The following is a 24,332-nucleotide window of genomic DNA, read 5'->3' on the forward strand; positions in this document are numbered from 1 at the left end:
TGCTTTGAAGGCAAACTTCTGTTGCCGGAGGTTGTTCCACCGAAAGTTCCAGTGACGATGCACCAGACATCGCCGGCTGCACTGGCGCAGGATCGATGGGACGCGCTCCATTCGCGCAACAAAGGCGCCGCTTCCGCAGATGGGCCTTGAAGTTTCGTGCCGTCTTTGGATAGTCTTCCGCTTCCCGGAAGGGTGAGCCATGGCGGCTCACGGCACACCATTGCTTCGATCGACACTCCTTAGCGCCGCCCTGTCGGCTTGCGCGCTGTGCCTCGCTTCCTGGAGCATCGAGACCGATCGCTCCACTGAGCACACCCATGGCCTGTTCGAAATCCGCGAGGAGGCCAAGCGCTTCATTGCGCACGAGAACGCCAAGGGGCATCCGCAATGGGACGTGCTGGAGCCGAACCTGAAGACGCTGGTTCCCCGATGTGCAGTCCCGCTCGAAACACGGTGGACGCCGAAGAGTAATGGCCGCTCGAAATTGAGCGTGATGGTCACATGCACTGCCGCGGTGCCGAACACCGTGATGAGACGTTGGAATGTCCATGTTCCGGTAGAGCGGAAGCCAATTCAGGCGGGAAGCTCGGCACCCTCTGAAAGAGCAGGCGCCCGAACGGGACTTGATGTATCCGAATGAAATCACTGCGATTGCAATAGAGGCGACCAGACATGAATCCATCGGTGGAGTTGTGTTCATATCCCGAACTCGATGATCGTATCGTGATCGTCAGGGCGGGGGACGAAGTTGATGCCGTGTTCGTCCGGACCGAGAGGTTCAATGTGCTGATCGATACGCTCGGAACGCCCGAACTCTGCATGGCGGCACTGAACCTGCTCGAGGCACAGACGAACGCTCGTCCGCTGATCGTCGTCAATTCGCACATGGATTGGGATCATTTCTGGGGAAATGCCGCCATTGCCGGGCGCGCGCCCATTATCGCGCATGCCGCCGCGCTCGACTGTTTGCGCGCCCCTTCCGCACGCGAGGTCCTGAGGGACAAGGCGAGCCAGGAGTCGAGGTTTCGGAACCTCGACCTTATCGGTCCCGATATCACCTTCTCCGCCTCTATGACCCTCAACGGCGGCGATCTGACGCTGGAGCTCATTCATACAGCGGGACACACGCCCGACCATATCGCCGTATGGATTCCGGAACTTCGCGTCTGCCTGGCCGTCGACGCAGTGGAATACCCGATCCCCGAAGTCTGGAGCAAAAATGCAGGCGACCTTCGCTTGATCCGTTCCTCGCTCGAGCGGATCCGTGACCTCAATGCAAGACTGGTCATCCCTGCGCACGGCCGGACGCGCTCCCCTTCGGCGGTGGATGACAACCTCGCCTATTTCCAAGCCTTGGCCGATCGGGTCGGCAGTATGAGCGAGAGCCAGCTGGCGGACCCGCAACTCGGCAGTTCAAGCGGCCTGCGGTTGGAAGACTTCGTCCTCATCCCCGACGGAATGGCTTCCGACACGGCGGCATTCTATCGGCAGTGCCATGAGACAAACCTTGGCGCGACGGTTCAGGCCCATCTCGAAAAACTGAAATTCGCCTAGAGAGACTTCAGGAGACCAAAAATGGAACCATTGGAGGGCGGACGAGCCGGGCAGATCTGGCGTGACGACAACACCGTGATCAGGCCTTCCGGCGCATGGACGCCGACGGTGCACCGGTTTTTGCGCCATCTCAGGAGCAGAGGCTTTCTGGGAGCGCCGGATCCTGTGGAGATAGCCGGGAACCGGGAAGTCGTCAGTTTTGTCAGCGGGCGCGTCTGCGAAGATTTGGGCGACCGGTTTGTCGGATCGGAGCGCATGCTGCTTTCCGCAGCCAAGCTCCTGCGCGATTTTCATTCGGCATCTCAAGGGTTTCTCGAATCGGACCGCGAGATCCAGACATGGATGCTGCCGCCGCGGGAACCGTGCGAGATCGTATGCCATGGAGATTATGCGCCCTACAACATTGCTACGGCAGACGATGAGGCTGTCGGGATCATCGATTTCGATACAGCCCATCCGGCGCCGCGCTTATGGGATCTGGCCTATTCGGTTTACCGCTGGGCGCCGCTTTCCGATCCCGCCAATCCGCACGTGACCTTCGGCCTCGACGATCAGTTGCGCCGGGCGGAAATCTTCTGCACGGTATATGGGGCGACAGGGGAAGACCGGCTCCAGCTCCCCGAGATGATCTGCCGGCGGCTTCAGGCGCTCGTCGATTTCATGCTGGTAAATGCCGTGGCCGGAGATGAGACATTCGTGGAGGACGCGGCTGCAGGAGACGCCCGGCTGTATTTGAGCGATATCGACTATATCAGAAGGCATCGGGATCGACTGCTAAACGCCCTGTGCTGACGCGCCTTTGCCAAGCAGGATGTCCGTCTGCCGCATACCCGCCCCCTGCGTCACATATCTAGAGGATGTCGCGCAATGTGCGGCGGTTTTGCGATAACGACATGCGCAATAACAAAGACCTAAAGCGCGAAGAGCGAATATGAAAGGTCGCGACGCGCTTTAGAGCCACTTCTTCCGACGGAAGAAACCGAAGAGGCCCAGGCACAAGGTGACGATGACGCCGAGTACGACGAAATAGCCGTACTGGGTTTTCAGTTCCGGCATATCGCTGAAGTTCATCCCGTAGATACCGGCGATCGCGGTGGGAACGGCGAGGATTGCCGCCCAGGCGGCGAGCTTGCGGGCGATCGCCGTCTGCTCCGTCTGGCCGATCATCACGCTGGCCTCGAAGGCGAAGGCAAGGACCTCGCGCAACGCATCGATATCTTCCTGAACCCGGCGCACGTGATCGGTCACATCGCGAAACAGCGACTGCAGCGTCGGGTCCATGCCGGGTAGATCGATGTGCTCGTACCGCCGGCAGACGTCCACGAGCGGCACCACGGCATTGCGCAGCCGCAGCAGCTTGCGCCGCAGCAGGTAAAGCCGCTCGATGTCGGACTTTTCCAGCTGTTCGCGCAGCACCAGATCCTCGAGCTTCTCGACCTCCTCCTGCACAACCTCGATGACAGGCATGTAGTTGTCGACGATGAAATCGAGGATGGAATAGAGAATATAATTCTCGCCGTGGGCCAGTGCTGCCGGCGTGGCCTCGCACCGCTGCCGCACCGCCAGATAGGAAGACGAATCCCCGTGGCGAACGGAGACGACATAACCGCGACCGACAAACAAATGCGTTTCGCCGAAGATGATTTCGTCATCCTTCATATGGGCGGTCCGGGCGACGATGAACATCGCGTCCCCGTAAATCTCCAGCTTCGGGCGCTGGTGCGGCTGTGCCGCGTCCTCGATCGCCAAGGCATGGAGATTAAACTCGGCCTGGACCTGATGCAGCAGCACTTCATCCGGCTCGTGCAGGCCGATCCAGACGATGGCATTCTCCCGGCTTCGCCACTCGCCGGCCTCTTCTATCCTGATGTCGCGAATGCGTTGCCCATGCTGGTAAACGGCGGCAGCCACGACGCCGGGCCGTTCATACGGAGGCGATGTGGAACCGCCACCTTCTCGCGCGAGAGCACTATCCAGATCCTTCAGCCGTTCCAAATCCTGCCGTCCTCCATTCCGCGCGGATCACATATCCGCAGCCAGCCCCTCCGCCGGTCAGGCGCTCGACCGATCATAATGCTATTTCGTAAAACATGCATCACCGCGTCGGCGCGGGGGTCTAATCGGGTTAACATGCCGCGAGGCGGCATCACGTGTCTGTGGAAATATCGTCCCAATCCTGGTCCATGTAACCAATCAGCCAGTTGAGGGCGTAGTGGCGTTGCTGCCCTATCGTAGCGGTAAATGAGGTCGGCAGCGTCGAGCAGCTCTTTGTGCGGGCGCAGCTTGGCACGGCGCATCAGTCCGTCCGTCCCCAGTTCACGCAGCGTGTTCGCAATCGAAGGCGACAGCGGCTTTCCGGAAAACTGGTAAACGACGTTTTTACATACGGAACAAATCGTTAAATTTTTTTCGATACAAAAGTCCTTGGGCCAATCCGGTACGAAGCCGGACGTTCGATGGGGACTTTCAATGCGTCGTCCAAACATAAAATCGAGTTTGCTGTTGATTTTCACCGGCATAGCTCTTCTTTTCGGGCTTGTCGCCTATCTCGCAGTCGACGGTCTTCAAAAGACGAACGGCTCCACCGAAGAAATTGCGACCAACTGGCTACCGAGCGTGCAGGCGTCGCAGGCGATCAATCTCGCCATGACGAATTTGCGCCTCGCCTACCGCGATCACATCATCGCGCAGTCGGATGCAGAAAAGAAAACGCGCGAAGACGCCATCAAAGTCGCCGAAGATTCGGTTGGCAAATCGGTAGACGCCTATCTTTCGCTGGCGTCATCCGACCACGAGCGCGAATTGATCAAGACGATAAAGGAGAGCGTTGGTGGCTATATCACCAGCAGCTCGCAACTGCTCGTCCTTTCCCGGGCCAACAAGACCGAAGAAGCCGGGCAATATCTGGGGGGCGAGATGCGCTCCTATTCGGATAAGCTCAAGGAAGCCACGGCAGCCCTGGTCGAACTGAACGTCAGCGGCAGCAACAAGGCCGCCGAACTCAGCAAGGAGGCCTTCGCCTCGATAGAATTCGAACTGTTTGCCGCGATCGGCTTTGCCGGATTGCTCGTTCTCGGCGCCGTCGTCTTCGTGCTGGCCGGCATTGCCAATCCGGTTACCGGCATCACCGCCGCGATGCGGCGGCTGGCCGAGGGAGATACCGGATCGGTGATTCCGTATGCCGACCGCGCCGACGAAATCGGATCGATGGCGGGAGCAGTGGAAATCTTCCGCCAGGCCGCGATCACCAACAAGCGGATGGCAATCGAAGCCGACGAAAACCGCAACAGGGCGGAGGCCGATCGTCTTGCCGCCCAGCAGCAGGCGGAAGCTGACGCCTCGGAGCGGCTACGCATCGCTACCTCGGGTCTTGCCGCCGGTTTGAAACGGCTTGCAGGAGGCGATCTCGCCTTCCAGCTCAACGAGACCTTCGCGCCCGACTTCGAGGCGCTTCGCCATGATTTCAACCAGTCCGTCACCCAGCTCGGCGCGACTCTGAGAGCAATTTCCGACAGCATCGGCACGATCGACGCAGGCACGCGGGAAATTTCCTCCGGGGCAAGCGATCTTGCAAAGCGCACGGAGCAACAGGCGGCTTCGCTCGAAGAAACGGCCGCCGCACTGGAGGAGATCACGGCGAACGTGTCAAACTCCAGCAAGCGAACCGAAGAGACGCGCACGGTGGCCACGGAGGCAAATCGCAGCGCCGGGGTCTCCGCGGAGGTCGTTTCCCACGCCGAAGAGGCGATGGAACGCATCGAAACCTCGTCACAGCAGATTTCCAACATCATCAGCGTCATCGACGAAATCGCGTTCCAGACCAACCTTCTTGCGTTGAATGCCGGCGTGGAAGCGGCAAGAGCCGGCGAGGCCGGCAAGGGCTTCGCCGTCGTCGCACAGGAAGTGCGCGAACTTGCCCAGCGTTCGGCAAGTGCTGCCAAGGAAATCAAGGGCCTGATCCAGAACTCCTCGAAGGAGGTGGAAGGCGGGGTCAAGCTGGTGCGCGATACCGGCCAGGCCTTGAAGACCATCGGCGGCTTCATCACCCAGATCAATCACCATATGGATTCGATCGCCACCTCTGCGAAAGAGCAGTCCATCGGACTCAGCGAAGTCAACGTCGCGGTCAACCGGATGGACCAGACCACGCAGCAGAACGCCACCATGGTGCAACAGTCGACTGCGGCATCCGATTCGCTCGCGCAGGAAGCCCAGAAGCTTCGCGAACTCATCGCCCAGTTCAGGCTCGACGATGCGGTCAGTCAGTCCTCGGCCCTTCGTTCGACGGCGAGAACGATGGCGCAGCCCGCGGCCCGTCCGGCCATGCATGCGGTTGCCGCTCGGCGCTGAAACATGCCGCAGCAGGAAATCCGACATGAAAGGCGCCCGGCAATTGCCGGGCGCCTTTCATTCTGTCAGGACGCGAAGGCCGGATTACGCCGCGCGCCCATTCTCAACACGAAGTAGATCGCTCCGCCGATGGCGACGCCGAAGAACCAACCGTAGGTTCCCCACCAGTCCGGAAGGATGGTGGTGAAGGTCGGCAGGATCGAGGAGAACAGCACGCCCACCGCAAATGCGATGAAGGCATTGCCGTGCCATCCGCTCTGGAACCGGAACTCGCCATTCTCGTGATAGAGCGCCTCGACGTTCAGCTGGCTTCTCCGGATGAGATAGTAATCCACCATCATGATGCCGAAGATCGGCCCCATCGTCGATCCGATGAAATTGACGAAATGCGCAGCACCCGTCTCCCATGGAGCAAACGGGTACAACACGAGGGCGATCAGGGCGGCGATATATCCCCCGCGTTTGAAGTTGATCTGGCGTGGGAAGACATTGGAAAAGTCGAAGGCCGGCGACACGAAATTCGCCACGACGTTGATGCCGAGCGTTGCGATCGCGAATGTCAGCGCGGCCAGCAGCGCCAGGAACCAGCTGTCGAATTTCGCCGATATCTGTTCCGGATGCAGCAGCACCTCTCCGTAGACGGTGAAGGCGGCGGTGGTCGTCACGCCTGCGACGAGGCAGAACGCCAGGAGGTTGATCGGAAGCCCCCAAAGATTGCCCTTTTTGAGCGCCTTTTCGCTCGTTGCGTAGCGCGAAAAATCGCAGAAATTCAGGTAGAGCGCTGCGAAATAAGTGATCCAGGTGGCGGCTACGGCAGCAAGGGCTGCAATCGAACCAGGCTCGCCTGGCACGCCCGCATCCTTGGTCTTTTCGATCAGCACATCGCGCGGGATTTCGGACCCGAAGGAGAAAGTGCCTGACTTGACGACCAGATAGACCGCGAGCATCAACATCATGATCCAGACGGCCGGACCGGCCCAATCCTGGAACTTGCGAACCGTTTCCATCCCACGCTGAATGATCAGCAACTGAAGACTCCAGACGATGACGTAGCAAATGACCTCAAGCGTCGAGTGGCCGAGCAGGTGGCTGTTCTGGTGAAAGGCGAGCAGGCTCTCGTTACGGATCAGCAAGGCAACGATGGCGCCGGATGCGGCGGCAGTCTGCGCCCCATACCAGAAGCAGGCGACCACCGCCCGGACCAATGCCGGAACATTCGCCCCGAATGTGCCGAAGGAGGCGCGCGCCAGAACCGGAAAGGGGACGCCGGTGCGCACGCCGGCATTGCCGACCAGGCTCATCAGGCAGAAGATGACCAGAGATCCGAGACCGATGGCGATGACGAAATTGACGAAGCTGCCGCACAGCAGGAACAGGCTCGCCGCCAGATAGTAGCCCCATAGGCTATGGACGTCTGATGTCCAGACGTTAAAGATGCTGAATGCACCCCATTTACGCTCCTCGGCGGGTGCAAGATCCTCGTTGTATAACGAGGGAGACGGATTTCGTACGCTCATGAATGCCCTCCCATATCCTTGAGGCCAAATCGACCACAGGCGGAAGTCTGCTCTTCATTTGTGCAGCTGACAATTTAATAGTCACATTATGCACATCTCTTGACGATGCCTCAGGATTAGCCAGAGGCGCGGCTCTTACCTCGGTCTGTTCATTGCGAGCCGACGACACGTCCGGCCAGACGAAATGGACTTGCGACCGCGGCGCCGGCGGCATCGAAGACATAGGCGCCAACCTCGCCGGCGGTCGAACGCTTCCCACTTTCGAAGGAGGCAAGCTGCGCGCCGAACTTGGCGAGCGATGCGTAGCGGTCGTGCCCCATCCCGTCGGACGCCTGGATCGACGTGATGTCGATGACCCGAAGCCTTTCCTTCAAGGCAGCCTCCCTGATGACGGGATCGTCGATATCGAGGCGTCCGACCCGCGCCCGCTCTCCGGCTATGAAGCTCGAGGCCACCAGCGCCCTGTCGTCCTTCGAAACGAGAAGGGATATTGGGATCGGCATCCGCCCGATATCCTTCAACTGCGACCGGAAAACATCGACGTCGATGTCAGGGGCGGCGAGGATCACCGCCAGTTTACCGATGACGTCATCGCGATGCTGCAGTTTGAGCTCACGCACTGTCTCCATGACCAGGAATCCGCCCATGCTGTGTCCGAAAAGGATGATGCGTTTCACCTTTCCTGAAGCCGAGAGCGAGGTGATAAGCGAATCGAGGTCGCTACGCGAGGACAGCGCCGCATCGCGGTCGGCGACATAGCCGGCGACGGCAGCGGCCGAAGGCCACGAAAACAGAATCGGAGAGCCCGGAATATTGGCGTCCGCAGCGATCTGCGCGGTGCGAAACAGCGCCTCCTGATAGCTATAGTTATAGCCATGGACGAAGATGCCGACAGTGCCGTCGGACTGAACGGAGCCCAGCGCTGCCTGCACGAAGGCCGCCTTTGCAAGCTGCTTGCGCCCGATGACGGCAAATTGCCGTTCGGGATCCGGTCTCGCGGTCGGATATGTGATCGCGGTGTCCTTCCGGTTGGGAGGGACCGAAAACGCATATTGCTCGTAGGTGAGATTGTCAGCCCACGCGCTCCCGAACCCACCGCGCGCAGTGTCGGGGCTCCTGTTTGTCGCAGCGAGCACGTTTACGTGGTTCGCCGCGGCTTCATCGGAATGAAGCGATGCATTCAGATGACCTGGGAGATGAACCGGCAGACGGACCGGGTTCAACACATCAGGCGATGGTCTCGTGGCGCAACCGGCGAGCATCGCCAGGCCGATCGCGACCAGCATCGCCTTGGCTCCCATCGGAAACCCATTCAAACGCTGTTCCGTCATCGAGCTCTCTCCTCGGAAACCAGGACATGCAGCGGCCGCCGCGGCGGCGGCCGCATGCGATGGACGTCGAAGCCCATGCTCATGCCTTTGCCGCGGCTTCGGCCTGAACGCCTTCATCCCTCGGAATCCTGAACCACGCGACGTAGAGCGCAGGCAGGAACAGCAGGGTGAGCGCGGTTCCGACGACGATGCCGCCCATCATGGCGTAGGCCATCGGCCCCCAGAAGATCTCGCGCGAGATCGGGATCAGCGCCAGCGTGGCTGCTGCGGCCGTCAGCATGATCGGCCGCATGCGGTGTTCGGTGGCTTCCACGACCGCCTGCCATGGCGCCATTCCTTCGCTGCGCAAATGCTCGATCTGAACGACTAGGATGACGGAGTTTCGGATCAGGATGCCGATCAGCGCGAGCACGCCGAGGATCGCGACGAAGCCCATGGGGGCATTGCTGAGAAGCAGCGCCGCGACGACGCCGATCAGAGCGGTCGGCGCGACGGCGAACACCAGGAAGAGGCGGCTGAAGCTTTGCAGCTGGATCATCAGGATCGTCGCCATCGCAAACAGCATCAGCGGAGCCACCGCCGCGATCGGCCCCTGAGCCTCGGCGCTGGATTCGACCGCGCCGCCCACTTCCACCTTGTATCCCAATGGAAGGCCTTTCTGGAATTCTTCGACCTTCGGCCTCAGTTGGTCGACGATCGTGGCCGGTTGCGTCGGACCGACGACGGCAGCCTTGACCGTTATGGTGGGTTGCCTGTCGCGACGCCAGATGGTCGGCTGCTCGAGCTCGTAGCGGAAATTGGCTACGGCGGAGAGCGGCACGACCTTGCCGTTGGAGGTGGAGAGCTGCAGGTTCTGCAGTGTCTGGATGGAATCGCGCTCGGATGCCCTGGCGCGACCGATGACGTTGACCAGGTAGATGTCGTCCCGAACCTGGGTGGCCGTCGAGCCTTCGACGATGCCGTTGAGGGCGGTGGCAATGTCTTCGGAGGATACGCCGAGCTGGCGCGCCTTGTCCTGGAGCACATCGACCTTCACCACGCGAGAGGGCTCGTTCCAGTCCAGCACCATGTTCGTCAGAAGCGGGTGTGATCCCATGACGCCGGCAAATTGCTGGGAGAGATCGCGGACCTTTTGAATATCGGGGCCGCTGATCCGGTACTGGACCGGCTTGCCGACCGGCGGACCGATGTCGAGAAGCTTCACGAAGGCATCGGTGCCGGGGAAGGTTTTCGTCAGATAGCCCTGCAGTTCCGCCCGCACCTTGTCACGCACGTCGAGCCCCTTGGTGACGATGATCGTCTGCCCGAACGACACGTTGGGCGTCTGCACGTCGAAGGACAGGATGAAGCGCGGCGCCCCTTGGCCGACATAGGTCGTCCAATGATCGATATCCTTGTTGTCGGCCAGCATCTCTTTTTCGAATCTCGCCATCTGCCTGTTGGTTTCGGCGATCGAACTGTTGTGGGGGAGGTTCCAGTCGATAATGAGCTCCGGCCTGTCCGAATTGGGAAAGAACTGCTGCTGTACCAGCCCCATGCCGCCGACGGAAAGGCCGAAGACGCCGACCGTCAGGATGATGGTGACCCAGCGCCAGCGCATCGCAAGCCCCAGAAGCCAGGAGAAGATGGAGGCAAAGCGGCCCTTCTTCTCATAATGCGATTTCATGGTCTTCGGCAGGATCGTGACGCCGAGAAGCGGCGTAAACAGCACCGCCACTACCCAGGAAACGATCAGCGAAACCGCGATGACGACGAAAAGCGTGAAGGTGAATTCGCCCGCCGCGCTGTCGTTAAGACCGATCGGAATGAAGCCAGCCACGGTGACGAGCGTCCCCGTCAGCATCGGAAAGGCGGTCGATGTATAAACATGGGTGGCCGCCCTCCTGATATCGTCGCCCGCCTCCAGGCGGGCCACCATCATCTCGACGGCGATCATGGCATCGTCGACAAGCAGGCCGAGCGCGATGATCAGCGCGCCGAGCGAGATGCGCTGAAGCGAAATGCCGGAATATTCCATCACCACGAAGGTGATCGCCAGGACGAGAGGAATTGAGATCGCCACCACCATGCCGGCGCGAAGACCGAGACTGATGAAGCTGATGATGAGGACGATGGCAATCGCTTCGAAGAGCGCGCGGGTAAATCCAGACACCGCTTCGTCGACGACGGCCGGCTGATCGGAGACACGGTGGACGTCCACGCCGATCGGGAGATCGGCGACGACGCGTTTCATCTGCGCGTCGAGCCCCTCGCCGAACTCCAGAAGATTGGCGCCCTGCTTCATGCCGATCGCAAGCCCGATCGCAGGCTCGCCGTTGAACCGGAACAGCGCCGACGGCGGATCCACGTAGCCGCGTTTGATCGTGGCGACGTCGGTCAGCGGAAAGAAGCGGTCGTTTATCCGAAGATTGATCGATCTCAGACTGTCCTCGGAGGTGAACTGTCCACTCACCCGCAATGCGATGCGCTCCGGCCCGGCATCGACGAAGCCGGACTGCGTGACGGCATTCTGCGCCTGCAGGGTCTGGATGACCGACTGCTGGTCGATCCCGAGAGCTGCGATCTGGCGTGTGGAGAATTCGAGATAGATCGCCTCGTCCTGGGCACCGACCACATCGACCTTGCCGACGTTGGGCACGGTTAGGACCTCGGAGCGGGCGTTTTCCACGAGATCGCGAAGCTGCCGCTGGGTAAGGCCGTCGCTGGTGAAGGCGTAGATGTTTCCGAAGACGTCGCCGAAGCGATCGTTGAAGAAGGGACCGACGACGCCGGTCGGGAAATCGCCCTTGATGTCGGCGATCATGTTGCGGATGCGCAGCCAGGTGGGAGCGACATCCTTTGCCTTGGTCGTCGGCAGCAGCTCGACGAAGACGGTTGTCTGGCCGGCAACGGTCTCGCTCTTGGTGTAATCAAGCGATTCCAGTTCCTGGAGCTTCTTCTCGATCCTGTCGGTGACCTGCCGCGTCACTTCTTCGGCGGAGGCGCCGGGCCACTGGGCGGTGATCACCATCGTCTTGATCGTGAAGTTCGGGTCTTCTTCACGGCCGAGCTTCACGTAGGAGAAGGCGCCTGCGAGAATGAAGACGATCATGAAGTACCAGACGAGCGAACGGTGTTCGAGCGCCCAGTCGGAGAGGTTGAAGGACTTCACTGGCTGATCTCCTGGTCGATCCGGATGGCCTGGCCATCTTCAAGTTTATGCACACCTGCCACGATCACCCTTTCTCCGGGGGCGAGCCCCTCGGTAACGCGCACGGTGCCGCCGTCTTCGGCGTCGCCGTCGATCTGCACGCGGCGAAGCGATACCTTCCTAGCCGCCGCATCGACGATCCAGACGCTCGGGCCGTCGCTACCGACAAGGATTGCCGAGGAAGGCAGGACGATCTGCGGATCGGCGGCAATGGTTGCCGAGGCTGTGATGACCGAGCCGAGCCTGAAGGCTTCGGGCGAATTGGTGAGCGCGATCTTGGTCCGGCTCGTGCGGGTAGAGGTCTCCGCCTCCGGTGCTATTTCGCGCACGGTCCCCGACGTGCGGATGGTCGGGTCAAGCTGCAGCGTCACCTCGAAGGGCGCGCCGATCTTCAGTTTCTGGGCGGCGGCCTGGGGCACGTCAACCACGGCGTCGCGCTTGTCCGGCCGTGCGATGGTCACGACCGTCTGGCCGGCCGACACCACCTGTCCGACCTCAGCCGAGGTCGCCGTCACCACCCCGTCGAATTCCGCCCGAAGCTGCGCATAGCCGAGCTGCTCTTTAGCCTTGTCGAGGTTGGCCTGCGCCTTGGCGACGGCGGCCGCCGCCGTCCGCCTTGCCTGCTCAGCCTCTTCGAGCGAGGCTTCGGTGCCGGATCGCGACTCCAGCAGCGCGCGCTGGCGCTGCTCCGAGGTCACCGCATTCCTGAGCTGAGCGTCGCTGTTCTCGACATCAGACTGCGCGTTGCGCACGGCAAGCTCCAGCGCCAGCGGATCGATGGCGGCAACGACGTCATCCTTCTTGACGAGATCGCCGACATTGACGTTGCGGGCGATCATCCGCCCGAGAATCCGGAAGCCGAGTTCGGTCTCGATCGTCGGCTCGATCGTACCGGTCAGGCTCAAGCTCGAGGCCGACGTCGGCTTGACTGTCATCGACAGCACGGGACGGGGCGCTTCCCCCTTCTTCTCATCCTGCGGCGCGCAGGAGGAGATCAGGGCCGTACCCATCATCAGAGCGACTATTTTGAGACGAATACTCACTTGGAAGCTTCCTTGACATAAGACACGATTTCACCCGGCCTGAGGAACTTGGTCCCGTCCGTCACCACGATGTCTCGTTCAGACACGCCTGACTTCACGATGAAGCTGCCAGTCTCATAGCCGGCGACATCCACCGCCCTTGCCGACACCGCAGACGATGCGGGATCGACGATCCAGACGGCCGGATTGCCGCCCTTGGACGTCATGGCCGACCAGGGAAGCTGGATGACGTCCTGCGAGACGTAATTGAATCTTCCGACGACGGGTGCGCCGAGAGGGATCGGAGCGTCGCTCGATATCGCGACCTTGACCTTGATGGTTCCGGTGGAAGAATCGATTGTCGGCGAAATTTCGCGAACCTTCGCGGCGATCTTCTGCGTCGGGTCCGACAGAAGCGTCACGGTCCCGTCGCCGTCGATCGGGCGCAGGAACGCGCTTTCGACCACCTCAAAGACGGCATCCCTGTCGCCGTCATGGGCAAGCGAGAAGACGACCTGGGCGGCCTGCGCCACCTGCCCGACCTCGGCATTGCGGGCGGTGATCACCCCGTCGGCGTCCGCCTTCAGCTCCGTGTAAGACAAGGTGTCCTGAGCGGTTTCCAACAGCGCCTGCGCCGACTTCGTCGATGCCTGCGCGGTCAGAAGCGCCTCCTGCGCCTGATCGAGTGCCGCACGCGTCGTTACCTGGGTTCGAAACAGGCTCTGCTGGCGGTCGTAAGCGAGCTGCGCCTGAGTTTGCTGCGCCTCGGCCGACTGAAGATTGGCGGCCGCCACACCCAGGTCGGCCTTCTGCTCTTCCGGATCGATCCGCGCGAGGAGCTGCCCCGCCTTCACGGATTGTCCGACTTCCACCAGCCGCTCGATGATCTTGCCGCTGACGCGGAAGGACAGATCGGTCTGAACGCGCGCCCGCACTTCTCCCGTGATCGCGCCGCCCTGAACCAACGACTCAGACTTGGCGACGACGGTGCCGACCACCCGTGGGGTTGGCTCAGTCGGCCCGCCCGCATCGCTGCATGATCCGAGACCGATGGCGCATATGATCGCTGCGGCGACCAGAATGGTTCTCATAGTTGACCTCTTGCTCTCAACGGCAGCTGCTATATAATTGACTGACCGATTAGTCAATGAAACATTGCGTCGCAGGGAGAGAGCGCACGCAACAGGTTGGAGGATCAGAAAATGACAGCCCAGAAGAAGCTCACACGCTCTGAACAAAAGGCGCTGCGGCCCATCCAGATTCTCGATGCCGCCTTCGAGGAATTCGTCAGATGCGGTTTCACAGGCACGAGAGTCGAAGACATCGCCGACAGGGTCGGCGTCACCAAGGGTACGGTGTATGTCTACTTCGAGACGAAGGAGAAGCTTTTCGAAGCCATGATCAACCACTTCTCCGTGCCGTTTCAGGAACTGCTGGGGATCACGGAGGGCCTCAGCGGCAGCGTCACCGACCGGCTGATTTCCATTCTCGGCCTGCTCTACGAACAAATCGCCGAGGATCGCACGACCCGCGAGCTGACGCGGCTGGTCATTGCCGAAGGACACCGGTTCCCCGACCTGATCGACCGCCACCACGATCAATTCATTGAGCCGATCATCGCCAAGGTCGACGCTCTCATTCTGGAGGGTGTGGCGTCGGGGGAGTTTCGCGAAATTCCGGTGGAATTCTCCGAAATCGTGGTCGCGCCCATCCTGACGACGACAGTTCTGCGGCTGATATTCGACGACCGCCGCGTGCCCACTCCCAACAAGGAGGCCTTCCTGCAGGCTTATTTCGACCTGCTGCTCAATGGCCTGCTGGCCAAACCTCACTGATCGCGGAATGGCGAAAAATACCGCGCCAGGCACGTAGCTTTTCTCAAGTTTTTATGTAAAAACATTGAGTTAGCTATGCCTTCGAAGGCACGCCCTCAATTCGCGACGGAAACGGTGGAACGCAAAGTCAATCTCAAGGATGTCGCGCGCGACGCGGACGTGTCGCTGAGCACGGCCTCGCACGCGCTCAACGGAACCGCGCCGCTGACGATCGAGGTGCGCGAAAGGGTTCTGGATTCGGCCAAACGCCTGGGTTACCTCGACCGCCGAAGGAAGAAGGCGACGATCGCGACCTTGCGCGTCCTGCTTCTCGCCATTCCCGACGATGCCGCGCCCGAGAGCGACCTCAATCTGGTGAGCTGGACGATCCTCAACGGTCTTCGCAGGGAGTGCGAACGCCGCGGCATCAGGATCGTACCCTTCGTCAGCACCGGCCGGCGCATTGACGGCGCTCAGGTCAGGCAGATCGCGCTCTTGGAACGTGCCGACGGCATTGTGGTTCTGAACGACGATCAGCCGGAACTGATTCGAAGCCTCGCCTCGCCTGATATGCCTGTTGTCATCGTCAACGGCGAAGACCCTGCCATGCTGGTCGATACGGTCACCCCGGAAAACCGCTTCGGGGCGCGGCTCGGCATCGAGCACCTGCTGGCGCTTGGGCATCGCCGTATCCTGCACCTGACATGGAAGGGCCGCACGACGATCCAGCGCCGATATGACGGCTTCTCCGATGCTTATTTCGCCGCGCAGCTTCCGGTGCCGGATGGCATGATCGTCGAGGCCGAGGGATATGAGCCGAGGCACGGCGAGGCAGCCATCAACGCGCTGCTCGACCGCGATCCCACGATGAAAGGCGCGACCGCCGTCTTCTGCGCGGCCGACAATCTGGCGCTCGGCTGCCTGAAGGCATTGGCCGATCGCGACATACGCGTGCCGGAAGCGATATCAGTGCTGGGGTTCGACGACATCGTCCCCGGCGAATTCAGCCGCCCGCCGCTTTCGACGGTCAGCGTTCCCACAGACAAGCTCGGCGCTGCCGCTTTGGCACTCATCGAACAGAGGCTGATCGCCAACGATCCGCAGCGGCCGGCCCATCGCCTGGAACTCGGATGCCATCTCGTCCTGCGCGGCAGTATCGCGGCACCGCGCTCCTAGAGCATGATGTTGTCCGAAAACCGTTCGCACTTTTCGGCGTCCTTGCTCATCGCAAGCGCTCAGCCTGCAGGCGCGTATCGCGCGGGCTTTCTCCAAAGGCGCTGCGGTAGACGATCGAGAACCTGCCGGCATGAGAAAAACCCCACGTCGCGCAGATTTCGCGGACGGATCGCTGATTCATCGGATCCCGCAATTGGTCGCGGGCTGCTTGCAGCCTGATCGTGCGCAAGTAACCGCCCGGTGAAGTCCCTCGGAAGGCCCTGAAACCCGTTTGCAGCGCGCGAAGTGAAACACCGACACCATCGGCAACCATCGTCATGGTGAGGGGCTCTGCGATGTTGGCGTGCATATAGTCAATAGCACGCCGGACATGCCACGGCGCGATCAAACAAACTTTCTGTTTTTCCAAATGGTCGGAAAGACGGTGGCGGCCAAAACGGATCACGAGGTTAGCAAGCGTTTCGCTCATCGCCGCCAAGGCCAGAGGTGAAGACAGAAGTGGACCGCCATTGCGCATGCCCTGCACGATCGTCTGCACCAGGCTGCCGATAAGCTGGCCCGACGGCGTTGCGAGATCCACAACCGGCTCAAGGTCAAGCGAGTCGAGGATCGGCATTTCCACCAGTGAAACGAGCATTCGCCTCACAACTTTCCAGTCCAGAAAGAGGGCGTCCGAGCAGTGCGGGCCACCTAGGATGAGACGATCGCCAGCCTCGTGGTTGTTGGCCATGAGGAGACGACCAGGCCCACTTTCAACCACGGTCTTTCCAATGGACAGCCGGAAGGATCCCGAGTGCGGAATGTAAAACGCAAGGTGTTGCGGCGTCTCATCGAGCGTCCGACTTGTCCAGGAACTCTGATAAACCGAATGAAGCACCGTAAATGCCTCACTTGTTCGCAAGTCCGCGGCCCAGGCAAAGGCCCGATCGTTGCTCAGCGGCTTGGCGCCAAACACCCCGTAGCCCGCCGAATAGGCTCGAACCATCGACTCGAAGTCAGTGCCTTCATGCGTTGGCGCAAACTCGGATGCCTCAGGCTCGGGCGCGCGCGCCGTATTTTCGGATCTCCACGATATCATGCAACTTGGTTCTTTCCCTCTCCACACCCCGCCCCGCTAACCGCCGATCAGGCGCTCCATCTCGTTCGAGACCGCCGCAACGCCGATATCGTGGCCTTCCAAACGCTCGGACACGATCCCCTTTGAAAGGCCGTCGGCCTGACTGGCTTGGCCAATCTCGATGAGGTAAGCAGGGCCGGCAAAGCGGGGATCGAATTCCTTGTTTGACAGAAGCAGAATGCCCTCCCAATGTGGTTCACACTCACAGTGTAAATCAAAATGAACCGAAAATGAAGTATGATCCGCTAGACCATGTTGCCGCGCATTTTTTGCGAGACACACAACCGATGCGCGTGGCTTCCCGCAACGAGCGCGACCTGTTGCGGCTGATCTGGAAGTCTCCGGGGATCGAACGCTCCGACCTGACAGAGCCGCTCGATCTCACCCAGCAATCGTTGCACAGGATCGTCGCGCGGCTTCATGAGCGAGGAATGCTCGTCTTTTCCCATTCGGAAACCCGGCGGCCGGGACCGCCCAGCCCGGAGCTGACCCTTCGCAAAGACTGGTGTTTAACCCTGGGCATCTCCGTGAATGTCGGTTCGATCGGCCTTTGCCTCATGGGTTTCGGCGAACCAATGGAAAACATGGAAATTCCACAGGCGGGCTCCTCGCTATCCGATGAAATGGAGCGGATCGAAGCGGCGGTCGAAGACATTCTTGCCCGCCGGGGCGCCAAACGGCGTGACGTCCTCGGCGTCGGTCTGGCCGTCGCCGGCCACCGCATGCTGGAGACGGCCTTCAATTGCCCCTTGCCGCTCGCTCATTGGTCGTTGATCGACCTGGCACCTTTGCTTGGAAAGCAACTTGGCCTGCCGGTCTGGGCAGACAATGTCGCCAGGACCGCAGCCTTGGCGGAAGCCATTTTCGGCGTTGGCCGCGATGTCGCAGATTTCGCCTACATCGCCCATCTTCATGGCTATGGCGGCGGCCTGGTTTCCGGAGGCATGCCGTTTCGCGGCAATTTCGGCAACGCCGGCGAATTTTCCGTTCTCTTCGGGCGTCAGGACTACGAGGAACGCCCTGCACTCGGCGTCCTGCTTGAACATCTTCGTGCCAAAGGGCGCATGAACCTGACCCTGAGGGACCTGAAGAACGAGGACCTGATGGACTGGGATGGCGTTGGCGAGTGGGTCGACCGCGTCACGCCGGCCCACAATCGAGCCATCAATGCGATCTGCGCAATATTCGACCCGGCATTGATCGTCCTCGGCGGCGAGCTTCCGCACTCACTCGCGAGAATGCTGATCGAACGGACCGAATTCAACAATCTGCCTCGGCATGGCGTTTTACGCGACGTCCCCAGGCTTGATGTGGCGCAGATAATCGATGCCCCCGGCGCAATCGGCGCGGCCTTGATCCCGCTCTTCGAAACCGTTTTGTGACGTGTGCAGGACGCCGTCGCACTTTGAAATCGATGTCGGCATAGCCCAAAAACGGCGGCCTACCAGGTCGCCGGGGCGGCTGGCCTCGGTGGCAAGCGCTACGCTTGCCGCGGCGAACCTCCCTCAGTATGAGCAACGGCCTTGGGAGTCACGCACAAAGACAACGACCGAAACGCGCCGCATGAACCAGGTTCATTGCGACGCGCTTCAGCCGGGAGGTAGGCGTGGTATGGGTCGTTCGGCGATTGTGAGGAGATCTCTATCTCCACGCCTTGCCGTTCACTTCATGCCTGTTCCGGCGATGCCCGTGGTGATGTACTTCTGCAGGAACAGGAAAACGATGGTGACAGGCAGCAGGCTGAGGAACGTCATCGCCAGGATATAGTGCCACTGCACCGAGAACTCGCCCTGGAACGCATTCAGACCGACCTGCAGGGTGAAATTCTCGCGGCTGTTGAGGACGATGAGCGGCCAGAGGAAGTCGTTCCATCGCCAGAGCACGGAAAATATCGCCAGCACCGCGAGAGCCGGCGCCGTCAGCGGCAGGATGATGCGCCAGAAGATGCAGAATTCGCTCGCCGCATCGACGCGCGCCGCCTCTATCAGCTCGTCGGGTATGGTCAGCATATATTGCCGCAGCAGGAAGACGGCGGTCGGAGAGGCGACCGTCGGCAGGATGACGCCCCAGAGGTTATCGGCAAGCCCGACCCCGACGATGACGAGATAGGCCGGCACCATGACGACGGCGAGCGGAATCATCAGCGTTGAAATGATGATGACGAAGACCGTCGTATCCCCTGCAAATTTGTATTTCGACAGGGCAAATGCCGCCATGGCGTTGACGATCAGCGTCAGCAGCGTTGCGACGAAGGTGACGAACACCGAATTCTTGAGGAAGGTCAGGAAGTTGAAGCGCGTCAGCGGATCGGTGTAATTCTGCGTGGCGATCGTCAGCTTCTGCACCGGCGTCAGCCCCTTGACGTCGACGCTGACGGGCTGTCCCGGATTTGCGGGATCAACCATTTGGGCCTTGAGGCCGATGCGGCGGACCATGGCCATTTCGCGCATCTGACCGTCGATGGTGACCTTCCAGAGGCTGAGCGGTTTGTCGAAGCCGGGTACGGTCTGCTCGACGGCGGCCCGAGGAAGCAGCGTTGGCGGAAATCGGGTGATCTCGGCGGCCGGCTTCAGCGAGGAGAGGCCGGCCCAGATGACGGGAACGAGCACGACGAAGGTTCCGCCGATCAGCCAGACCCACGACAATATGTCGGTGATATCGATGCGTCCGGCCCGGCGTGTGCGCTTGAAAAAGCTGATCGGGTTCATCTCAGGACTCCATTCGCTTGCCGATACGCAGCTGTATGAGGGTGAGAACCAGAAGCACCAGCCCCATGAGAACCGATGCGGCGGAAGCCAGTCCGAAGAGGCGAAGATCGCTGCCGAATGCCATCTGGTAGATATATTGGACGATGAAGCTGTTGGCCGTGCCCGGACCGCCGCCATTGGTCAGAACCCAGGCCTCGTCGAAGATCTGGACGGATTTGATCATCAGAAGAATGAACACGACTAAGAGGTTCGGGGCCAGCAGGGGCAGTGTGATCCTGAACAGCGTGCGGCGCGGCGAGGCGGCATCGATGGAGGCAGCCTCGTAGAGCTCCTTCGGGATGGCCTGGAGGCCGGCCAAGAGGATGAGCGTGTAAAAGCCCATGTGGAACCAGACCGACACCACGACGACGAAGAAGCGCGACCAGCCGACGTCGAGCAGGAAGATCTCAGGGGGAACGCCGATCATCTGGAAGAAGGCGTTCAGCAGCCCGTTGCGATCGAGGAACCATTTCCAGATCAGGCCGATGACGACGGGCGACAGCAAGACAGGATAGAAGAACATCGCCCTGAAGAAGCCGCGCGCCACGATCGCCCGATTGAGGATCAGCGCCGTGATCAGCGCCACGAGCAATGTGGCGACGACATTGAAGGCCACGAACCAGAGCGTATTCCACACAGCCGTCCAGAACAGCGATTCCTGGCAGGTTCCCGGCTGCAGATAATTGCCGCAGGAAAGCAGCGTGCGGAAATTGTCCAGGCCGACGAAAGGCCGCTCCGACACGAATAGATTGGTGCCGCCGGTGAAGGCGTAACCGACCGCGATCGCGATCGGAAGGAACGTGAAGATGGCGAACAGAACGAGGTTCGGCGCCAGGAACAGCCATGGCATACGCTTGCGGCCGAAGATGCGCTCGATCACATTTATCGGGGCTTCGACCACTCTCATCGCCGTTTCCCCTGCCTGGGACAGCAATGCACCTGCCTTGAGCGCCGCCATGTTCAGCGCCTCCCCTGTCCGGGCCGCCGGGCAAAAGCCAGGCCGCTTTCGGGATCGAACAGATGAACCCGCCCCGGGGCGGCATCGATCAGGATGCGATCACCAGGCGCCGGCGCGAAATGGCCGGCCTCGTGAATGATGATCTGCTCGTCATGGCCTGCAAGATTGCCATAGACATAGGTCTCCGTACCGAGGCCCTCGTGATACTGGACGATGAACGGCAGGCCCTGCTCGCTGGAGCGTGAAAAATGCGCGGGCCGGATGCCGGCGAGAACAGCCTGTCCGACCGCAATTCCGGCGGGATCGACATCGCTGACGACCTTGCCACCATTGCCGACATCGATGACGACGCCGCCTTCCTCGATGCCAGCGACCTTGCCCTTGATGATGTTCATGCGCGGCGAGCCGAGGAAGCCGGCGACGAAGAGATTGCGTGGGCTATCGAACAGGTCCAGCGGCGCGCCGACCTGCTCGACCCGCCCGGCGCGCAGCACGACGATCTTGTCGGCCATCGTCATCGCCTCGACCTGGTCATGCGTGACATAAATCATCGTCGTCTTGATCTCGCGGTGGAGCTTGGTGATCTCGGCGCGGGTCTGAACGCGCAGCGCCGCGTCGAGATTCGACAGCGGCTCGTCGAAGAGAAAAATGTCCGGTTCGCGCACGATAGCCCGGCCGATCGCCACGCGCTGGCGCTGGCCGCCCGAAAGCTGCTTCGGGCGTCGGTCCAGGTAGGGCTCGATCGCCAGCATCCTGGCGGCCTCGGCAATCCGCGCCTCGATCTCGGCACGCTTGAACTTCAGGTTCTCCAGGCCGAAAGCGAGGTTTTTGCGAACGCTCATATGCGGATAGAGCGCGTAGGACTGGAAGACCATTGCGATCTTGCGCTCGGCCGGCGAGAGCGCGCTGACATCGCGGCCCCCGATCGCGATTGCGCCCTCCGTCACCTCTTCGAGGCCGGCAATGACACGCAGCAGAGTCGACTTGCCACATCCCGACGGCCCGACGAAGACGACGAACTCGCCGTCCGTGATATCGAGTTCGACGTCATGCAGGACTTTGACCGAGCCATACGATTTGTTGACGTTGGAAAGTTTCAGTTCTGCCATGCCCCACTCCCATCAGGTGCCGCCGTTTCGAAGACGGCGTCGTTTTTGTTCCAGCCTTGCGGCAGCGGTGTCGGCCGTGTGATCCGCACCTCGTTCATCAAGATCCCGGTGACATCAGCCACGTAGACGGCCGGCATTCCTCCCGGATAGTGCTCAAGACCGATTACCCGCCCGTCTGACCCGCGGGTCCAGGCATTGGCGCGGCCACCGCCATCGGCTGTCGGGGAAAGGTCTGCGTTTGTCGGACGCAGGTCGTAGGATCGCGCAGTGCCGAGCTGCCCCGGCTGCTGATCGATGGCGATGCGTGCCAGCGATGCGTTGCGGATGCCGGCCGGCGAGGTCGAAATGACGGTGATCGCCCCCTCCATCCGGCCGGTGATGTCCTCGACGATGAGATTTTCGATGGCGCCTGCCGCGCGTTCCGTAACACGGTCGACGACATTGACGGTCAGCGCCTCCCCCGAACCCCAGAAACCATCGGGCGTCTCGCGGCACTCCACCGCAATTCGTGAGAACCTCACGTTCGATATCCGGCCGCCGTCGCGGGAGAATACGCCGAGGGCCCTGTTGGAAGATGAGACGCTGCAATCCTCGAACACGACATTGGTGACATCGCCATGCGTTTCCGTGCCGATCTTCAGCGCGCAGCTAAGGCTCTGAACCGAGCATCTGCGGACGAGAATGTTTTCGCAACGCCCGATGGCGACACGGTCAGGACCGATGCTCGTCTTCAGGCATATGCCGTCGTCGGCCGTCGATATCCGGCAATCCTCGATAACGGCGCCGCGACAGGCATCCAGCACGATCCCGTCCGTGTTGGGAAGGCGGCGGTCGTTGTCGATGATCACGTTCCTGACCGCAACATCGGTGCAGTTGACGAAGTGCAGCGTCCACATCGGCGAGCGGCAAATATGGACGGAGCTGATCTCGACCTCGTCGCAGCCCTCGAAGACGACGACGCGGGGACGAAATTCGGCCGGGATGAAGGTTCCCACCGTCTCGTCGTCTCCCACGATGAAGCTGTCACAACCGGCTTCGATGCGCCCCGCCCCCGTCAGGCTGATCCGCCGCGCATCCTTGGCGACGATCATGCCGCGGTCGGATTTTTCGGCGATCACCGAAACGGTCGTCTGCGCATAGGCCGCGTAATCCGGAACGGGACGCAGGATCGCACCGGCGGCCAGATGAAGGTCGACGCCGGATCTGAGCTGGAGCCCGCGGCAGACATGGATGCCGGCCATGAGCTCAACGCGTCCGCCGCCTGAAGCCGACAGGCCGTCGATGGCCGCCTGCAGACGGACCGTATCGTCGCTCTGCGCCGGCTCGATCGCGACAAGAGACACGGGGCTCATTGGCGCTGGCCGTTCTCGAGAAAGACTTCCGTCAGCAGCAGCATGGTCAGCGCCTGGCCATAAGGCGTCGGCACGTTGGGGATGCGCTTGTAGAAATCGAGGTCATGACCCATCGGCGTGCCGTCCGAGACGCCGTGGACGACGCCTTCTTCATCGATCTGCGCCAGCACCGCCGCAAGCGCGCGCTCCGCATAGGCCCTGTCGTCCTTGTCGAGAATGCCGGCATCGATGGCGCGCAATATGCCGTAGGCAATGCCCGCCGTGGCCGAGGTTTCCAGCGGCGACGACGGATCGTCGAGAAGCGTCGTGAACATGCCGTCCGGCCGCTGGTATGCTTTCAAGGAGCGCACCTGGCTGACGAGGACGTTCGACAGAAAACGCCGGTCCTTCTCCCCGAGCGTCGGAACGAGGTCGAAGAGCTCGGGGATGGCGACGGTGATCCAGGCATTGCCGCGCGCCCAGAAGGCATTGGCAAAATTGTGCCGTCCGTTGAAGGTCCAGCCGTGATACCAGAGCCCGCTGACCGGATCGGAGAGATAGCGGGTGTGGATCACGAACTGATAGACGGCCTCGTCGATCCACTCGCTGCGCTCGCAGAGAACGCCGGCGCGGGCGAGAAACAGGCAGGCCATGAACAGCGTATCGTCCCACAATTCGCCGTCGTTGAGGCGCTCCTTGACGACGTGCTGAAAGCCGCCGTCCTCGGTCTTCGGCAGTTCCTTGACGAGCCATTCGGCCCAGTCCTCGACGAGCGCGCGAAAGTCGGGACGGTCGACATGCTGGACCAGGATCGCAAGCGGCAGCATCGGCGCCGTGCTGTTGATTTGGCGCGGCGGCAGGCCGCGTTCAATCTGGCCGGCATACCAGGCGACGAGTTCCTGCAGCGCTTTTTGATCATTGGTGGAAATGGCGCGGCGCAGGAAGCCGTAAAGACCGACGCCGACTTCCCAGTCCCACTCGTCGAACTGGATTCCGGAGGCCGAATTTCCCGTCACGAGACCTTCCTTGATGCCTCTGAGCCGGCTGAAAGCCGTTGCCACGCGATCAATCGTCGTCAGGAGGGCGGCGTTATCGACAGATGTTGTGTTCATGCTG

Annotated in this window: 19 protein-coding genes and 1 pseudogene; 7 read left to right on the forward strand and 13 right to left on the reverse strand. The window is 61.1% G+C overall.

Annotated features, from left to right (window positions below; genetic code table 11):
* The first annotated feature begins 199 nt into the window (after nt 1-199).
* From ACM5SV_RS00945 to ACM5SV_RS00955, 3 genes are read left to right on the forward strand one after another with little or no spacing between them, the layout of a single operon-like run.
* Nucleotides 200-640 (forward strand): hypothetical protein, encoded by a 441-nt coding sequence (locus ACM5SV_RS00945; RefSeq protein WP_003562771.1) that lies wholly within the window; start codon nt 200-202, stop codon nt 638-640.
* 32 nt (nt 641-672) lie between these two features.
* Nucleotides 673-1,554, forward strand: coding sequence for an MBL fold metallo-hydrolase (locus tag ACM5SV_RS00950; RefSeq protein WP_419424909.1), 882 nt, complete (start codon nt 673-675; stop codon nt 1,552-1,554).
* 21 nt (nt 1,555-1,575) lie between these two features.
* A complete protein-coding gene (locus tag ACM5SV_RS00955; RefSeq protein ID WP_003562775.1) occupies nt 1,576-2,346 on the forward strand; it encodes an aminoglycoside phosphotransferase family protein in 771 nt (256 codons plus the stop codon).
* Nucleotides 2,347-2,505: 159 nt separating this feature from the next.
* Here the strand turns inward: ACM5SV_RS00955 and ACM5SV_RS00960 are convergent, their stop codons facing one another.
* Together ACM5SV_RS00960 and ACM5SV_RS00965 are read right to left on the reverse strand one after the other, a co-directional pair.
* Nucleotides 2,506-3,549, reverse strand: a complete 1,044-nt coding sequence (locus tag ACM5SV_RS00960) for a magnesium and cobalt transport protein CorA (RefSeq protein ID WP_003562777.1) — start codon at nt 3,547-3,549, stop codon at nt 2,506-2,508.
* A gap of 151 nt (nt 3,550-3,700) precedes the next feature.
* Nucleotides 3,701-3,896: pseudogene (locus ACM5SV_RS00965) on the reverse strand (DUF4272 domain-containing protein); the annotation flags it as partial.
* A 127-nt stretch (nt 3,897-4,023) separates the two neighbouring features.
* Here ACM5SV_RS00965 and ACM5SV_RS00970 point away from each other — a divergent pair.
* On the forward strand, nt 4,024-5,904 hold the full coding sequence (locus tag ACM5SV_RS00970) for a HAMP domain-containing methyl-accepting chemotaxis protein (RefSeq protein ID WP_128406884.1): 1,881 nt from the start codon (nt 4,024-4,026) through the stop codon (nt 5,902-5,904).
* Nucleotides 5,905-5,969: 65 nt separating this feature from the next.
* Here ACM5SV_RS00970 and ACM5SV_RS00975 read toward each other — a convergent pair whose 3' ends face one another.
* From ACM5SV_RS00975 to ACM5SV_RS00995, 5 genes are all read right to left on the reverse strand, one after another.
* Nucleotides 5,970-7,421 carry an NCS1 family nucleobase:cation symporter-1 gene (locus tag ACM5SV_RS00975; RefSeq protein WP_012755452.1) on the reverse strand — a complete coding sequence of 484 codons (1,452 nt, stop codon included), beginning with the start codon at nt 7,419-7,421 and terminating at the stop codon, nt 5,970-5,972.
* 149 nt (nt 7,422-7,570) lie between these two features.
* Nucleotides 7,571-8,752 carry an alpha/beta hydrolase gene (locus tag ACM5SV_RS00980; protein WP_128406882.1) on the reverse strand — a complete coding sequence of 394 codons (1,182 nt, stop codon included), beginning with the start codon at nt 8,750-8,752 and terminating at the stop codon, nt 7,571-7,573.
* 79 nt (nt 8,753-8,831) lie between these two features.
* Entirely contained in the window at nt 8,832-11,903 is a 3,072-nt protein-coding gene (locus tag ACM5SV_RS00985) for an efflux RND transporter permease subunit (protein WP_128406881.1), read from the reverse strand.
* Nucleotides 11,900-12,985, reverse strand: a complete 1,086-nt coding sequence (locus ACM5SV_RS00990; RefSeq protein ID WP_221968913.1) for an efflux RND transporter periplasmic adaptor subunit — start codon at nt 12,983-12,985, stop codon at nt 11,900-11,902. Before ACM5SV_RS00990 ends, ACM5SV_RS00985 begins: the two co-directional genes overlap by 4 nt.
* Nucleotides 12,982-14,055, reverse strand: a complete 1,074-nt coding sequence (locus ACM5SV_RS00995) for an efflux RND transporter periplasmic adaptor subunit (protein ID WP_128406879.1) — start codon at nt 14,053-14,055, stop codon at nt 12,982-12,984. Before ACM5SV_RS00995 ends, ACM5SV_RS00990 begins: the two co-directional genes overlap by 4 nt.
* A 111-nt stretch (nt 14,056-14,166) precedes the next feature.
* Between ACM5SV_RS00995 and ACM5SV_RS01000 the strand changes: the two genes are divergently transcribed.
* Both ACM5SV_RS01000 and ACM5SV_RS01005 read left to right on the forward strand, forming a co-directional pair.
* Nucleotides 14,167-14,799, forward strand: a complete 633-nt coding sequence (locus ACM5SV_RS01000; RefSeq protein WP_012755447.1) for a TetR/AcrR family transcriptional regulator — start codon at nt 14,167-14,169, stop codon at nt 14,797-14,799.
* A 75-nt stretch (nt 14,800-14,874) separates the two neighbouring features.
* The gene (locus tag ACM5SV_RS01005) at nt 14,875-15,954 is read left to right on the forward strand and encodes a LacI family DNA-binding transcriptional regulator (RefSeq protein ID WP_012755446.1); all 1,080 of its coding nucleotides are present in this window, start codon (nt 14,875-14,877) and stop codon (nt 15,952-15,954) included.
* 46 nt (nt 15,955-16,000) lie between these two features.
* On the opposite strand, the gene ACM5SV_RS01010 is transcribed toward ACM5SV_RS01005, so the two are convergent.
* Nucleotides 16,001-17,032, reverse strand: a complete 1,032-nt coding sequence (locus ACM5SV_RS01010) for a helix-turn-helix transcriptional regulator (protein WP_128406878.1) — start codon at nt 17,030-17,032, stop codon at nt 16,001-16,003.
* 269 nt (nt 17,033-17,301) lie between these two features.
* On the opposite strand from ACM5SV_RS01010, the gene ACM5SV_RS01015 reads away from it, so the two are divergent.
* Nucleotides 17,302-18,453 carry an ROK family transcriptional regulator gene (locus tag ACM5SV_RS01015; protein ID WP_128406877.1) on the forward strand — a complete coding sequence of 384 codons (1,152 nt, stop codon included), beginning with the start codon at nt 17,302-17,304 and terminating at the stop codon, nt 18,451-18,453.
* Nucleotides 18,454-18,732: 279 nt separating this feature from the next.
* On the opposite strand, the gene ACM5SV_RS01020 is transcribed toward ACM5SV_RS01015, so the two are convergent.
* Genes ACM5SV_RS01020 through ACM5SV_RS01040 form a run of 5 tightly spaced genes read right to left on the reverse strand, consistent with a single transcriptional unit; the run spans nt 18,733 to nt 24,328 of the window.
* On the reverse strand, nt 18,733-19,779 hold the full coding sequence (locus ACM5SV_RS01020) for a carbohydrate ABC transporter permease (protein WP_012755443.1): 1,047 nt from the start codon (nt 19,777-19,779) through the stop codon (nt 18,733-18,735).
* Nucleotide 19,780: 1 nt separating this feature from the next.
* Nucleotides 19,781-20,776, reverse strand: coding sequence for a carbohydrate ABC transporter permease (locus ACM5SV_RS01025; RefSeq protein WP_128406876.1), 996 nt, complete (start codon nt 20,774-20,776; stop codon nt 19,781-19,783).
* A gap of 2 nt (nt 20,777-20,778) precedes the next feature.
* On the reverse strand, nt 20,779-21,885 hold the full coding sequence (locus ACM5SV_RS01030; RefSeq protein WP_017996347.1) for an ABC transporter ATP-binding protein: 1,107 nt from the start codon (nt 21,883-21,885) through the stop codon (nt 20,779-20,781).
* On the reverse strand, nt 21,873-23,237 hold the full coding sequence (locus tag ACM5SV_RS01035; protein WP_128406875.1) for a glycoside hydrolase family 28 protein: 1,365 nt from the start codon (nt 23,235-23,237) through the stop codon (nt 21,873-21,875). The genes ACM5SV_RS01030 and ACM5SV_RS01035 overlap by 13 nt, the downstream gene beginning before the upstream one ends.
* Nucleotides 23,234-24,328 (reverse strand): glycoside hydrolase family 88/105 protein, encoded by a 1,095-nt coding sequence (locus tag ACM5SV_RS01040; protein ID WP_128406874.1) that lies wholly within the window; start codon nt 24,326-24,328, stop codon nt 23,234-23,236. The genes ACM5SV_RS01035 and ACM5SV_RS01040 overlap by 4 nt, the downstream gene beginning before the upstream one ends.
* Nucleotides 24,329-24,332 lie beyond the last annotated feature (4 nt).

This window comes from Rhizobium sp. CRRU65 (assembly GCF_048551595.1).
GTDB classification, from domain to species: Bacteria; Pseudomonadota; Alphaproteobacteria; order Rhizobiales; family Rhizobiaceae; genus Rhizobium; species Rhizobium leguminosarum_J.

Excerpts from the sequence above, each read along its gene's own strand:
- ACM5SV_RS01010 (WP_128406878.1), bottom strand. The coding sequence starts at position 17,032 with ATGATATCGTGGAGATCCGAAAATACGGCGCGCGCGCCCGAGCCTGAG.
- ACM5SV_RS01025 (WP_128406876.1), bottom strand. The coding sequence starts at position 20,776 with ATGGCGGCGCTCAAGGCAGGTGCATTGCTGTCCCAGGCAGGGGAAACG.
- ACM5SV_RS01005 (WP_012755446.1), top strand. The coding sequence starts at position 14,875 with ATGCCTTCGAAGGCACGCCCTCAATTCGCGACGGAAACGGTGGAACGC.
- ACM5SV_RS01035 (WP_128406875.1), bottom strand. The coding sequence starts at position 23,237 with ATGAGCCCCGTGTCTCTTGTCGCGATCGAGCCGGCGCAGAGCGACGAT.
- ACM5SV_RS00975 (WP_012755452.1), bottom strand. The coding sequence starts at position 7,421 with ATGAGCGTACGAAATCCGTCTCCCTCGTTATACAACGAGGATCTTGCA.
- ACM5SV_RS00980 (WP_128406882.1), bottom strand. The coding sequence starts at position 8,752 with ATGACGGAACAGCGTTTGAATGGGTTTCCGATGGGAGCCAAGGCGATG.
- ACM5SV_RS00955 (WP_003562775.1), top strand. The coding sequence starts at position 1,576 with ATGGAACCATTGGAGGGCGGACGAGCCGGGCAGATCTGGCGTGACGAC.
- ACM5SV_RS01015 (WP_128406877.1), top strand. The coding sequence starts at position 17,302 with ATGAAGTATGATCCGCTAGACCATGTTGCCGCGCATTTTTTGCGAGAC.
- ACM5SV_RS00995 (WP_128406879.1), bottom strand. The coding sequence starts at position 14,055 with ATGAGAACCATTCTGGTCGCCGCAGCGATCATATGCGCCATCGGTCTC.
- ACM5SV_RS00945 (WP_003562771.1), top strand. The coding sequence starts at position 200 with ATGGCGGCTCACGGCACACCATTGCTTCGATCGACACTCCTTAGCGCC.
- ACM5SV_RS01020 (WP_012755443.1), bottom strand. The coding sequence starts at position 19,779 with ATGAACCCGATCAGCTTTTTCAAGCGCACACGCCGGGCCGGACGCATC.
- ACM5SV_RS01040 (WP_128406874.1), bottom strand. The coding sequence starts at position 24,328 with ATGAACACAACATCTGTCGATAACGCCGCCCTCCTGACGACGATTGAT.
- ACM5SV_RS01030 (WP_017996347.1), bottom strand. The coding sequence starts at position 21,885 with ATGGCAGAACTGAAACTTTCCAACGTCAACAAATCGTATGGCTCGGTC.
- ACM5SV_RS01000 (WP_012755447.1), top strand. The coding sequence starts at position 14,167 with ATGACAGCCCAGAAGAAGCTCACACGCTCTGAACAAAAGGCGCTGCGG.
- ACM5SV_RS00970 (WP_128406884.1), top strand. The coding sequence starts at position 4,024 with ATGCGTCGTCCAAACATAAAATCGAGTTTGCTGTTGATTTTCACCGGC.
- ACM5SV_RS00950 (WP_419424909.1), top strand. The coding sequence starts at position 673 with ATGAATCCATCGGTGGAGTTGTGTTCATATCCCGAACTCGATGATCGT.